Here is a 13634-nt window from a genome sequence, read left to right on the forward strand (position 1 = left end):
CTCCTCCCTTGCTTTATTTTTTTTTGATTACGCTTCGTCGCTGAACCAGCAAATATTACGCGCAGCCATAATCAGCTCACCCGCTTTTGCATCGTCCACGCCTTCAATGTCGGTCAAGTCATCAGTTCCTTGATCAGCAAGATCTTCAAGCGTACAAATACCTTTAGCTGCAAACTTAAACGCTAACTCGCGCTCAAGACCTTCTAGGCTTAATAAATCTTCAGCTGGTTCTACACCATCAAGCGTTTCTTCTTTAGCAAGCGCAAGCGTAGTTAGTGCAGCTTTTGCACGACTACGTAATTGCTCGATAGTCTCTTCATCAAGACCGTCAACATTCATTAATTCACTTAATGGAACGTAAGCAATTTCTTCTAGTGTAGTAAAGCCTTCTTCTACCAATACAGTGGCAAAGTCTTCGTCAATATCAAGGTGCTTAGTAAACACTTCAATTGATGCTTGAGCTTCTGCTTGGTGTTTTTTCTGTAAGTCTTCAACTGTCATTACGTTTAGTTCCCAGCCAGTAAGCTGTGATGCTAGACGTACGTTTTGACCGTTACGACCGATTGCTTGTGCCAGATTATCTTTCTGTACAGCAATATCCATTGTGTGGTTGTCTTCATCAACGATGATTGAATCAACTTCCGCAGGCGCCATTGCATTAATAACATATTGTGCAGCATTTTCATCCCACAATACGATATCAATACGCTCGCCGCCAAGCTCACTTGAAACTGCTTGAACACGTGCGCCACGCATACCAACACAAGCACCTACAGGGTCAATACGCTTGTCGTTAGTTTTTACTGCGATTTTAGCACGAGAACCAGCATCACGTGCTGCGCCCATAAGTTCAATCAGCTCTTCGCCCATTTCTGGCACTTCAATACGGAATAGCTCAGATAGCATCTCTGGCTTAGAACGCGTCATGAATAACTGGAAACCACGTGCTTCAGGTGCAACTTTGTACAATAGACCACGAACACGGTCGCCTGGACGGAAGTTTTCACGAGGAAGTTGGTCATCACGTTGAATAACCGCTTCTGCGTTGCTGCCTAAATCAATGATAACTGCATCACGATTTACTTTCTTAACAATACCAGTGATTAACTCACCTTCGTTGTCAATAAACTGTGCCACAATTTGCTCACGCTCAGCTTCACGTACCTTTTGTACGATCACTTGCTTCGCTGTTTGCGTTGTAATACGGTCAAACGTTACAGATTGAATATCATCTTCAACATAATCGCCTACAGCAATTGTTGGATCTTCATATTGTGCTGCTTCTAACGTAATTTCAAGTGTTGGTTGCGTTACTTCTTCTACTGCTTTCCAGCGACGGAAAGTTTCGAATTCACCTGTTTTACGATCGATAACAACACGAACTTCAATTTCTGCTTCGTGTTTCTTTTTAGTTGCTGTTGCTAATGCAATCTCAAGCGCTTCAAAAATACGCTCGCGAGGAACAGCTTTTTCGTTGGATACCGCTTCTACGACAGCCAAGATTTCTTTGTTCATTTCTAATGCCCCAATTTAGCGGTTAGAATTTTGGAACTAGGTTGGCCTTGGAGATATTGCTCAGTGCAAAGGACTCGTCATTGCCATCTACGTTAAGTGTGATCAGTTCGCCTTCAACAGCGACAATGTCACCTTTCCACTTACGACGGTTACCCATCGCCATTTTTAATACTAAGCTAACTTCATGACCAATAAATTGTTGGTAATGTGCAGCTTTGAATAGTGGTCTTTCCAATCCAGGGGAAGACACTTCTAAGTGGTAAGCAACAGTAATTGGATCTTCAACATCCATTACAGCGCTAATTTGGCGGCTAACCTCTGCACAACCGTCTACATTAATACCATTTTCATGGTCAATAAACACGCGAAGTGTGGAGTGTTCACCAGCACGGATAAACTCTAAACCTACCAGTTCAAAGCCAATAGCTTGAACTGAAGGCTCAAGTAAGTCGGTTAATTGTGTCTCTAAAGCTGTCAAGACAACCCCCCGGAAACAAAAAAAGGGCATAAAGCCCAGTAAATACCTGAATGGTCATGTTTCAGATAATAAAAAACCCCGAATACGGGGTTTTTTATTACTGGACCCTGATTACTAAGAACATGCAAGCAAGTCTCTTAGTAAGAAAACAAACATTCAAAAATAAGAATAGTCTATTTTCGGGAAAGTGGTTGCGGGGGCTGGATTTGAACCAACGACCTTCGGGTTATGAGCCCGACGAGCTACCAAGCTGCTCCACCCCGCGTCCGATTCTGAACTGAGTATACCGTTCAGATGTTACTATTACAAGTAACCAATATAATGGTGCCGAGAAGGGGACTTGAACCCCTATACCTTGCGGCACTAGCACCTCATGCTAGCGTGTCTACCAATTTCACCATCTCGGCTAAATCTTTACCTACTGAGATTTTTCACTTATTGCTGGTGTTGTTTCAGCAGTGTTCTCAGTCGTTTTTTCAGCTGCAACAACTTTATCAGTCGTTGTTGTAGACTTTGGTTGTTCAACAGTTTGTGTTGTAGCAGGAGCCGAAAGGTCATCCCAACCACTTGTCTCTGCTGCTTTCTTGGTACTAATATTGCCAAGTACAAGACTGATTGCAAAGAAAATAATTGCACAAAGTGTTGTCATTCGAGTTAGAAAATTTCCTGAGCCGCTAGAGCCGAACAAAGTTCCTGATGCACCAGCCCCGAATGAAGCTCCCATATCTGCGCCTTTACCTTGTTGAATCATTACTAGGCCAATTACACCAAGCGCAGCGACAAGATAAATCACAAGTAGAATTTCGTACATGGGTTCCACCTATGGTAAAATTGCTATACCGACTTTGCTTTAGCAGTGCCAGCGCATTCCTCTTATCTAGAGAGCGAATGAATACTAGCGAAACCCTGTGACAGTGACAAGTAATATTTACTTAAAAAGTGAATATCACGAACTACTTGCACAACATTTAGCCAAAAACAAATTTATAAAAATAAAAAGGCTGACTCTATTTTATTAGCCAGCCGTCCTTTTATTGAATAATACTTAACAAATTAAGTAGTTATCAATAATTGCATTTAGCAGTTTTCTTTTACTGCTGTTGCAATATCTAATGCATATTGCTTAACATCAGCTGCATTTTGACCTTCGACCATAACACGAATTAATGGCTCAGTACCTGACTTACGTAACAATACGCGACCATTATCACCTAATTTTTGTTCTACAGCCTGTGTTGCTGCAATAACTGCCTCAGATTGTAATGGATCGTTATCACCTTTAAAGCGAACGTTTTCTAATACTTGTGGGAACATAGTCATACCATCGCTAAGTTCCTTTAAGCTCATTTTACTTGATACGATAGAGGCCATCACTTGTAAACCTGCAACAATACCATCGCCAGTTGTTACTTTATCAAGCAAAATAACGTGACCTGAGTTTTCTGCACCAATTAACCAATTGTTCTTTATTAATTCTTCCATTACATAACGGTCACCCACTTTTGCACGAACAAAAGGAATACCTAAATTTTTAAGTGCAACTTCCATGCCCATATTGGTCATTAATGTACCAACAACACCGCCTTTTAATTCACCACAACGTAATGCATCACGGGCAATGATATAAGCAATCTGGTCACCATCAATTTTATTGCCAAGCTCATCAACCATGATAATACGGTCACCATCGCCATCAAGTGCGATACCAAAGTCAGCCTTTTCTGCTAATACTTTAGCTTGCAATGCAGCAACGTCTGTAGCCCCGACTTTATCATTAATATTGATACCGTTTGGCTCGCAACCAATAGTAATAATTTCAGCACCTAATTCAGTAAAAACCTTAGGAGCGATGTGGTAGGTTGCGCCATGTGCACAATCGACAACAATCTTAAACCCTTCAAGGCTTAAATGATTAGGGAATGTCCCTTTACAAAATTCAATGTAACGGCCCGCTGCATCATCAATACGGTAAGCTTTACCTAATAAGGCTGACTCAACGCATGTCAGTGGTTTTTCCATTTCAGCTTCAATGGCTAACTCAACATCATCCGGTAATTTTGTACCTTGAGCAGAAAAAAACTTAATACCATTATCGTAATAAGGATTATGCGATGCAGAAATAACAATTCCTGCTTCAGCACGGAATGTACGAGTTAAATAAGCAACAGCTGGTGTAGGCATAGGGCCAGTAAATGCGGCTTTTAAACCGGCAGCTGCAAGTCCTGCTTCTAATGCAGACTCCAGCATATAACCTGAAATGCGAGTATCTTTACCAATTAAGACTTTTTTTGTCCCTGTCTTTGATAATACGCGACCAGCAGCCCAACCCAATTTCATTACAAATTCAGGAGTGATTGGACCTTCACCAACAAGACCACGAATACCATCAGTACCAAAGAACTTACGTTCAGCCATTTTATGCTCCTAGCTCTATTTATCAGTATACCAACTGTAATTAACTTACAATTTTTTACTATTACGGAATTATCTCTAAACTATTTAGAATAACTTTTGACCATATTACAAACTTGAATGATATCCATTGTTTCTTTCGCGTCATGAACTCGAATTATTTGCGCACCTTTAATTGCCGCGACAGTTGCACAAGCTAAACTGCCCGCTAAACAATCAATAGGTGATTTATCCAACAACTTTGATACCATTGATTTACGTGACATACCAACCAACAGAGGTAAACCAAACTGATGAAATTGTTCAAGTTGTGCTAATAATTGATAATTATGAGGCATTGTTTTACCAAACCCAAAACCAGGATCTAATACAAGTTGTTGGCGCAAAATACCATGCTGTTCACAAGCTTGAATACGTTCGCTCAAAAATTGACTTACATCAGTCATCAAATCAACATAATTTGGATCGGTTTGCATTGTACGCGGTTGCCCTTGCATATGCATCAAGCAGATTGGAACATTTGCTTTTGCGGCAGCTTCTAATGCACCAATATCTTGTAATGCTCGCACATCATTAATTAAATCAGCACCAACATTAACCGCTTCAGTCATCACTTGCGCTTTACTGGTATCAATCGAAATCCAGCAATCAAATCGCTGTCGAATAGCTTCTATCACAGGAATAACCCGCGCAAGTTCCATTTCAAGATTAACCTCAGCAGCACCAGGACGGGTTGATTCACCACCAATATCAATGATTGTGGTACCTGCTTCTAGCATAGATTCAACATGTCGTAATGCATGATCTAACTGATTATATTTACCACCATCAGAAAATGAATCAGGTGTGATATTAACAATTCCCATCACTTGAGGCGTTGTAAGATCAAGGATCTTATCTTTACTAATTAACTGCATATTATGGCTCCGTAAATTTCAACAAAAAAAAACCCCGACCTAAGTCAGGGTTTTCTATTCACTTAGCAATTATGCTTGAGGCTTGCTATCTGTATCATCTTTCTCAGATAGAGCATCAATACCGTCACCAACTGGCTCATCAGGAGCAAGTTCAGTTTCTGGTGCATTGCGCAACGTATCACTATCATCACTCCAGCCTTTTGGTGCTCGAATTTCAGCTTTACGTTCCATCAAGTCATCAATCTGACCCGCATCAATGGTTTCATACTTCATCAGTGCATCTTTCATTGCATGCATGATATCCATATTATCAACCAAAATTTGACGTGCGCGTTGATAGTTACGATCAATTAGAATACGTACTTCAGTATCAATCAGTTTCGCTGTGTCATCAGACATATGCTTACTTTGTGTTACTGAGCGACCAAGGAATACTTCACCTTCGTCTTCTGCGTACAATAATGGACCTAACTTGTCAGAGAAGCCCCACTGAGTCACCATCTTACGTGCAATATCAGTTGCGCGTTCAATATCGTTTGATGCACCAGTAGATACTTTTTCGCGACCATAGATAAGCTCTTCAGCCAGACGACCACCGTAAAGACTTGAAATCATAGATTCTAAGAATTCACGAGAATGACTTACACGATCTTGCTCTGGTAAGTACATCGTCACACCTAACGCACGACCACGTGGAATAATTGATACTTTGTACACTGGATCGTGATCCGGTACTAAGCGACCAATAATTGCGTGACCAGCTTCATGGTAGGCTGTTGATGCTTTCTGATCTTCAGACATCACCATCGATTTACGCTCTGCGCCCATCATGATTTTGTCTTTCGCTAGTTCAAATTCAACCATTGAAACAGTGCGCTTGTCACCACGAGCTGCAAACAATGCCGCTTCGTTGACAAGGTTTGCAAGATCTGCACCAGAGAAACCAGGTGTACCACGAGCAATCAATGATGGATTAACATCGCCATCTAGCGGTACTTTACGCATGTGAACTTTAAGAATCTGCTCACGACCACGTACATCTGGAAGACCAACCACTACTTGACGGTCAAAACGACCAGGACGAAGTAATGCAGGATCTAGTACGTCAGGACGGTTGGTTGCAGCAATAACGATAATACCTTCATTACCTTCAAAGCCATCCATCTCAACTAGCATTTGGTTCAGTGTCTGTTCACGTTCATCATGACCACCACCAACACCAGCACCACGTTGACGACCTACAGCATCAATCTCATCGATAAAGATAATACAAGGTGCAGCTTTCTTCGCTTGTTCAAACATATCACGGACACGGGATGCACCCACACCAACAAACATTTCAACAAAGTCAGAACCAGAAATAGTAAAGAATGGTACTTTTGCTTCACCAGCAATCGCTTTCGCTAATAGCGTTTTACCAGTACCTGGAGGACCAACCATCAACACACCTGTTGGGATTTTACCACCTAGTTTCTGGAAGCGGCTTGGATCACGTAAGTAATCAACCAGTTCTTTAACGTCTTCTTTCGCTTCATCACAACCTGCTACATCAGCAAAAGTTGTTTTGATTTGATCTTCACCCATCATACGTGCTTTAGATTTACCGAACGACATGGCACCTTTGCCACCACCGCCCTGCATCTGACGCATGAAGAAGATCCAAACACCAATTAATAGCAACATTGGGAACCACGAAATAAAGATTGAAGCTAAAAGGCTTGGCTCTTCAGGTGGCGTACCCGCAACAGCTACGTTTGCGTTAATTAAATCGTCTAACAGTTTAGGATCATTTGCGACAGGTAAGTATGTTACATAGCTCGCATTATCACGTTTGGTTACAGTGATTTCACGATCATTGAATCGTACTTCCTTTATCTGATCCTGACCGATTTGACGGACAAATGTCGTATAATCGACTTGGCCCTTGGCACTATTACTGTTGGTTCCGAAACTCTGGAATACAGACATAAGAACAACTGCAATGACCAGCCATAAAATCAAGTTTTTTGCCATGTCACTCAAGGTGTTAACCTCGCGATAACTAAAAGATGAATGTAGATTACTACAGTTTGTAACCTGTAGCCACAATATAGACTTCACGCGAACGATCTCGCGAGGAATCAGGTTTACGAATTTTGACCACTTTAAACATGCTACGAATATCAGCAAGATACTGGTCGAAGCCTTCACCTTGGAAAACTTTTACCGTAAAGCTGCCATTCGGAGCAAGTACTTGTCGACACATATCTAATGCAAGTTCAACAAGGTACATAGCTCGAGGTTGGTCAGATGCAAGGTTACCACTCATATTAGGTGCCATATCAGACATTACCACATCAACCATATCTGGTTTAATGCGCGTCAATAAAGCCTCTAATACTGCTTCTTCGCGGAAATCACCTTGAAGGAAATTAACCCCTGGTAGTGAATCCATTGGTAAAATATCACAAGCGATGACCTGTCCATCATCACCTACAATTTCTGCCGCATACTGTGACCAACCACCTGGTGCAGCACCAAGGTCAACCACTGTCATGCCCGGTTTTAATAATTTATCTTTATTTTGAATTTCTTCAATTTTAAAGAAAGCCCGTGAACGGTAACCCCGTTTTTGCGCTTCTTGTACATATTTATCATCAAAATGTTCTTTTAACCACCGGCCTGAACTAGCGGATTGTTTTTTTCTACTCATGCTAAACCTAATGCGTTGCCATACTCAGTAAGTATACGTCGGCTAAAGAGTTTATCGCACCTAATTTACTAGATTGCGCCCTAAAAATGTGCAGTGCAACATAATCACTGTAAATTTTCCGACTCTCATCTATTAAACAAATTAGTCTTCTAGAGTAGATGGCGGTAGAATGTCGCGTTTTCAACCCTTGTAACTAAAAAAATAGAGTCATCATGAATCTAAGCACAAAACAAAAGCAATTCTTAAAAGGCCTAGCTCACAACCTAAAACCCGTTGTACTTATGGGTGCAAATGGTCTGACTGAAGCAGTATTAGCCGAAATCGACCTTGCTATAAACCACCACGAACTTATCAAAGTAAAAGTGGCTTCTGAAGATCGTGAAACTAAACTATTAATCATTGATGCTATTATTCGCGAAACTAAAGCGGAAAAAGTACAAGTGATTGGTAAAACATTGGTGCTTTACCGTCCAAGTGAAGATCGTAAAATCGAACTTCCTCGCAAATAAAAAAGGCCGCCTAGCGGCCTTTTTTATTGCTGTCGTTGGCAATAATTTCTTTTTGCTAACGACAAACACTACCGTTATTAATAAGTTAAGACTTATTTGTCAAACATAGTCTATATTTTTGGTTACGACAAACAGCAATTAATTATTAAATGTATTGTACGTCCATTATTTCAAATTCTTTTAAACCACCAGGTGTAGTAATTTGTACTTCATCACCGGTTAGCTTACCAATTAAGCCTCGGGCAATAGGAGAGTTAACTGAGATTAAGTTTTGCTTAATATCTGCTTCATCATCACCCACAATGCAATATGTCATTTCTTTATCACTATCTAAATCTAACAATTTGATAGTTGTGCCAAAAATAACTTTACCCGTATTCGCTAGTGTTGTTACATCAATCACTTGTGCTACTGATAACTTATATTCAATATCACGAATTTGCGCTTCACAAATACCCTGCTCTTCACGTGCCGCATGATATTCAGCGTTTTCCTTTAAGTCACCAAGTTCACGCGCTTCAGCAATTGCTTGAGAAATCAACGGACGACGCTTTAATAATACCTCAAGTTCTTTAAGCAGCTTTTGTTCGCCACGAACAGTCATTGGTACTTTTTCCATAAATAAATAGCCTCTGTAACCTGATAGCGCTCGCCAATTTCAGGTAAAAATAGTCAGCCTAACATTGAGCTAGCCTGACAGAATAAAAATGATTTGGTTTATTTTAAACAAAGATGACCAAGAGATCATCATAGATAAATGATAATCCGCATTTAACTGTTATTTATCGACTAATTATTTTGTGATACCGCGATTAAAATACCAAAGCTGAATATTGGCGGTAATAATAATTAGTATCTATTTATTGTTAGCGCTTACTATCATTTCTGGCTTTATCCCTAAATACAAAAAAAGTATCTTGCTTATTCAACATAAAAAAGCGCGTCAAATCACACTATTAGAAATTAAAATATCTTTTTAAGCATAAAAAATATTTTAATTTCTAAATAGACCTAAAATATAAAAAATAATTAGAACTTTTACTTATTATAATAACACACTGATTAATAAGATAATAAAAGACTAGAAAACGAAAAAAATCCACATATAAACTATTTTTCAGTTTTTTTTACTAACATATTGTCAATGACACAAGTAAAAAGGACGTCATAACATTTAGTAATAAAATGTAACTTATAAAAAATACATATAAAGGATTCGGCAATGAACAAGAACTTAATTGCTTTAGCAATAGCAGCAGCGACTTTCTCTGGCGCAGTATCAGCGGCAACAGTTTATTCAGATGACACTTCTAGCCTAGCTATCGGCGGCCGTGTAGAAGCTCGCGCTCAAGGCTTAAATGGTAATATTCAAGACACTTCTCGTGCACGTGTTAACATTGATGCTCAAACTAAAATTAATGATGACCTAACTGCTGTTGGTTTCTTTGAGCATGAATTTAAAACATCTCAATACCCTGGTAGCGCTGAAGATGGTAGTGAAAATAACGACTTCAATTCTGCTGATGGTGAAAACGATTATAACCGTTACCTATATGTAGGTGTTAAGAGCAATACTTATGGCCAAATCGTTTACGGTAAAGCTGACGGCTCTCTAGGTATGCTAACTGATTTTACCGATATCATGGAATATTACGGTAACGAAGCAGGTAATAAAATCGCAGCAGCTGACCGTACAACAAACAACCTTGTTTACACTGGCGTAATTGGCGGTTTAACAGTTAAAGCAAACTACGTTGCTAACGGTAAAACAAAAGATAGCCAAAAAAATACTACAGGCTACTCTTTCGCAACCAAATATGACTTCAACAATGGTCTTGCTGCTGGTATTGGTTACGGTCAGCAGAAAAACCAAGGTGCTAATGAGAATACCAATTTAAATGCAAACCAAACTTTTGCATCAGTATCTTACACTATGGGTGATTTATACGTTGCTGGTCTATACCAATATGCACGTAACGTAGGTTACCTATATTCAACAGCTGATACTACAAATACTGATTACCAAGGTTTCTCTCTAGCATCTAGCTACACCATCAATAAAGTTGTTCTACGTTCTACATATAACTTTATGGAAAACACAGATTCAAACAACAAGATGGCAAATGCACTAGACTTTGACGCTACCTACTTCTTCACTTCTAATTTCCGTGCTTATGCTGGTTACACTATTAACCTATTAAACAAAGCAAATGCAGAGAAAATTTCAGGCACAGCAACACCAGCTGCATACCTATACGATGACCAATTCGCTCTAGGTGCTCGTTACGACTTCTAATTTTAATAATTAAAAGCGTACTAAAAAAGCGTCGGCCTCGGTCGGCGCTTTTTGTTATTTAATCGCACAGGAACACAACACAGGTACGTTTTTACTAACTATCCTAAAAACGCTATTATTACGACTAACTCTCTTCATTCAATTGTATTCTGATATGCTTAAACGACTTATTTGTTCTGCACTGCTGCTCACAAGCATGCCTTCATTTGCTGCATTTGCGCCTCAGCAAGCTCTCAAGCAATTACCAACAGGCAGTGACGCCTCACTATTAGTAGTTAACCCTTCAACTAACAAGGTTATTTATCAGCATCAAGCAAGCCATTTGCAAGCTCCTGCTAGCACACAAAAATTATTAACAGCACTTGCGGCAAAATTGTATTTAGGCAATGACTTCCGTTTTAGCACTAACCTTGAGACCCAAGGCCATAATGTTATTTTGAATTTCAGTGGTGATCCGACCCTAAAAAGCAGTGATATTGCTAATCTGTTACGCCAACTCAAGCAGCAAGGTGTAACGACCATTAAAGGTAACCTTTACCTTAATGGGGGGCATTTCACGGGCTTTGAACATGCCGTTGGTTCGCCGTGGGATATGCTAACGCAATGCTACAGTGCACCTTCAAGCAGTATTACGTTAGAGCATAACTGTTTTGAAGGGGCACTATATTCAAATATGACCTTTGGTGCCAAAACACGCTTAAATATTCCTCGTCACCAGCCTATAACCGCAATTAATGATGCTATTGTGGTGACGAAAGCACAGCAAAAAGATCAACATTGTGAGTTATCTCTGCAAGCAAATGATAATAATAGCTACCACATCACAGGCTGTACTCAACCCAAAAAAGATCCATTAGCACTACGATTTGCGGTTCAAAATACCACCTTGTACTCCACCGCCATTATTAAGCGCGAATTAAAACAAGCAGGTATACATTTAGACGGTAAAATATTACGGAATGACACTGTTAACGGTAAGATTATTGCAACTCATCAGTCTGCACCATTAACAACACTGCTATATATTATGCTTAAACGCTCAGATAATTTATTTGCCGATAACCTAGCGAAAACTATGGGTGCTAAATACTTTAATCAAGCGGGTAATTATGCCAATGGCGTAGCGGCAATTAAGGCTATTCTAAAACAAAAAGCCAATATTGATTTATCTAACACCATCATGGTTGATGGTTCAGGCCTTTCACGTAACAACCGCTTAAATACACATGACCTAATGGAAGTGCTTACTTACATTTATCATCATCCTAAGCTAGGGTTAATGACCGATTTACCCGTTGCAGGTAAGAGTGGCACCCTTCAATATCGCAAAAGTGTTCAAAAGCTACCGTTAAAAAATAATATTATTGCCAAAACAGGCTCATTATTTGGAACTTATAATCTTGCTGGTATTATTAAAACTAAATCAGGTGAGCCACTATTATTTGTACAGCTGGTAACTAACTATTACCCAACAGATGCCGAATTAAAGGCGAGTCCGTTACCGCCAATCAATCAGTTTGAAAAGCAATATTATACGTCGCTATATAATAATTACTGATTGACTGACAATATTCGTTAGCAATATCTAAAAGCCCTATTTATCGATGATAATCTTAAAAACATTCATCAATAAACAGGGCTTTTTTAAAACAGTTAATCACAATTACCATAATTAACGGTTAACTAATACGCCATAACCATCATAATTAATGGCCTAGCCCAAGGATCCAATTAATGGTGCTAAAATAAATAACCATCCCTGTAATATCAACCATTGAAGCTAATACGGGGCTTACAAGCACTGCAGGATCTAGGTTAAATGCACGCGCAATTAATGGCAATAATCCCCCAGCACTGGTTGATACCACCACTTGAATAGAAATAGCAATACCAATTGCTAATGCAACCATATTAAGGCTTATTCCGGCAGGTAATACCACATGACCACTAAAGAATACCACTCGACCAACGATCACAGCCGCTAATCCAAACGCAATCACTAATGAAACACGAAATTCTTTCCATAAGACCGCCATCCAATCTCGAGATCGTATTTCCTCCATCGCTAATGCACGTACAACAAGCGTCGCTGCTTGCGAACCGGTATTACCACCAGCAGCAGCTATCACAGGCATATAAATAGCCAGTAACACTAATTGGCTTAATGTGTCTTCATAATGAGAGATAATCAAACCTGAAATAATGCCCATTAAAGCTAAACCAACAATCCAACCAATGCGTTCGCGCACGTGACTAAATACACTATTTTGTAAATAATGCCCTACAGGTTCAACTTCAGAACAAATCAACCCTAATCCATTAGCCAATTGTCGCACTTTAACGTCTTCTTTACGTTCATCAAGACGATCAAGTAATAATTGAACATGGCGTAAAGGGCATTCATGAAGCATAACTAATGCTTCGGGTAAGGCCATTTTTGCTAATAATTGTGCTTGCTCATCTAAATCATATTTTAGAAAAGCATTGCGCACAGCTAAAGCATCGCGTTGATCTAAGTTAGCAGTTGTTGCAGCAGCGGCATAGGCTGCAAAATTCATTACTGTCATGACAGGTTTCCCGGTTAACTGATACTCAAATAAGAGTAATAAGTAGCGACCGTCACAATTTAAATCTTGGTCCTCACTATAGCAGGCATGCCATTAGGCCTACCGCTAATAACAGCCATAAATAGACTGGTATTGAAGGTATTCAATAGTCAAATTGCATTGAAATATAAACGGGAAAATCGAGGAAAGATGTCGTGGATAAGTTATCGCACTAAAAGAAGGACATATTATTCCGAGCCTGGCAGCAC

The 13634-nt window shown here is 39.7% G+C and carries 12 protein-coding genes and 2 tRNA genes; 3 read left to right on the forward strand and 11 right to left on the reverse strand.

The window, feature by feature from the left end:
- Positions 1-27: 27 nt before the first annotated feature.
- From nusA to rlmE, 9 genes are all read right to left on the reverse strand, one after another.
- Positions 28-1515 (reverse strand): transcription termination factor NusA, encoded by a 1488-nt coding sequence (gene nusA / locus OC457_RS11525; protein ID WP_080175094.1) that lies wholly within the window; start codon positions 1513-1515, stop codon positions 28-30.
- Between the two features lie 22 nt (positions 1516-1537).
- Positions 1538-1993 carry a ribosome maturation factor RimP gene (gene rimP, locus OC457_RS11530; RefSeq protein ID WP_045042274.1) on the reverse strand — a complete coding sequence of 152 codons (456 nt, stop codon included), beginning with the start codon at positions 1991-1993 and terminating at the stop codon, positions 1538-1540.
- A gap of 188 nt (positions 1994-2181) precedes the next feature.
- Positions 2182-2258 (reverse strand) — tRNA-Met (locus OC457_RS11535).
- Between the two features lie 57 nt (positions 2259-2315).
- A tRNA-Leu gene (locus tag OC457_RS11540) sits at positions 2316-2400 on the reverse strand.
- An 11-nt stretch (positions 2401-2411) separates the two neighbouring features.
- A complete protein-coding gene (secG, locus tag OC457_RS11545) occupies positions 2412-2804 on the reverse strand; it encodes a preprotein translocase subunit SecG (protein WP_080175095.1) in 393 nt (130 codons plus the stop codon).
- Positions 2805-3070: 266 nt separating this feature from the next.
- The gene (gene glmM, locus OC457_RS11550) at positions 3071-4408 is read right to left on the reverse strand and encodes a phosphoglucosamine mutase (protein WP_080175096.1); all 1338 of its coding nucleotides are present in this window, start codon (positions 4406-4408) and stop codon (positions 3071-3073) included.
- Positions 4409-4488: 80 nt separating this feature from the next.
- Positions 4489-5322 carry a dihydropteroate synthase gene (gene folP, locus OC457_RS11555; protein WP_080175097.1) on the reverse strand — a complete coding sequence of 278 codons (834 nt, stop codon included), beginning with the start codon at positions 5320-5322 and terminating at the stop codon, positions 4489-4491.
- A gap of 69 nt (positions 5323-5391) precedes the next feature.
- Positions 5392-7335, reverse strand: a complete 1944-nt coding sequence (ftsH, locus tag OC457_RS11560; protein WP_080175098.1) for an ATP-dependent zinc metalloprotease FtsH — start codon at positions 7333-7335, stop codon at positions 5392-5394.
- A gap of 49 nt (positions 7336-7384) precedes the next feature.
- Positions 7385-8014: a 23S rRNA (uridine(2552)-2'-O)-methyltransferase RlmE gene (rlmE, locus tag OC457_RS11565; RefSeq protein WP_080175099.1), complete on the reverse strand. Its 630-nt coding sequence runs from the start codon at positions 8012-8014 to the stop codon at positions 7385-7387.
- 212 nt (positions 8015-8226) lie between these two features.
- Here rlmE and yhbY point away from each other — a divergent pair, with 212 nt between their 5' ends.
- A complete protein-coding gene (gene yhbY / locus OC457_RS11570) occupies positions 8227-8523 on the forward strand; it encodes a ribosome assembly RNA-binding protein YhbY (RefSeq protein ID WP_080175100.1) in 297 nt (98 codons plus the stop codon).
- 145 nt (positions 8524-8668) lie between these two features.
- On the opposite strand, the gene greA is transcribed toward yhbY, so the two are convergent.
- Positions 8669-9142, reverse strand: coding sequence for a transcription elongation factor GreA (greA, locus tag OC457_RS11575; RefSeq protein ID WP_045042271.1), 474 nt, complete (start codon positions 9140-9142; stop codon positions 8669-8671).
- Between the two features lie 603 nt (positions 9143-9745).
- Between greA and OC457_RS11580 the strand changes: the two genes are divergently transcribed.
- Positions 9746-10819 (forward strand): porin, encoded by a 1074-nt coding sequence (locus OC457_RS11580; protein WP_080175101.1) that lies wholly within the window; start codon positions 9746-9748, stop codon positions 10817-10819.
- A 154-nt stretch (positions 10820-10973) separates the two neighbouring features.
- Positions 10974-12377 carry a serine-type D-Ala-D-Ala carboxypeptidase gene (gene dacB, locus OC457_RS11585; RefSeq protein WP_080175102.1) on the forward strand — a complete coding sequence of 468 codons (1404 nt, stop codon included), beginning with the start codon at positions 10974-10976 and terminating at the stop codon, positions 12375-12377.
- A gap of 148 nt (positions 12378-12525) precedes the next feature.
- Here the strand turns inward: dacB and OC457_RS11590 are convergent, their stop codons facing one another.
- Entirely contained in the window at positions 12526-13386 is an 861-nt protein-coding gene (locus OC457_RS11590) for a magnesium transporter (RefSeq protein ID WP_080175103.1), read from the reverse strand.
- Between the last annotated feature and the right edge of the window lie 248 nt (positions 13387-13634).

This window comes from Photobacterium toruni (assembly GCF_024529955.1).
GTDB classification, from domain to species: Bacteria; Pseudomonadota; Gammaproteobacteria; order Enterobacterales; family Vibrionaceae; genus Photobacterium; species Photobacterium toruni.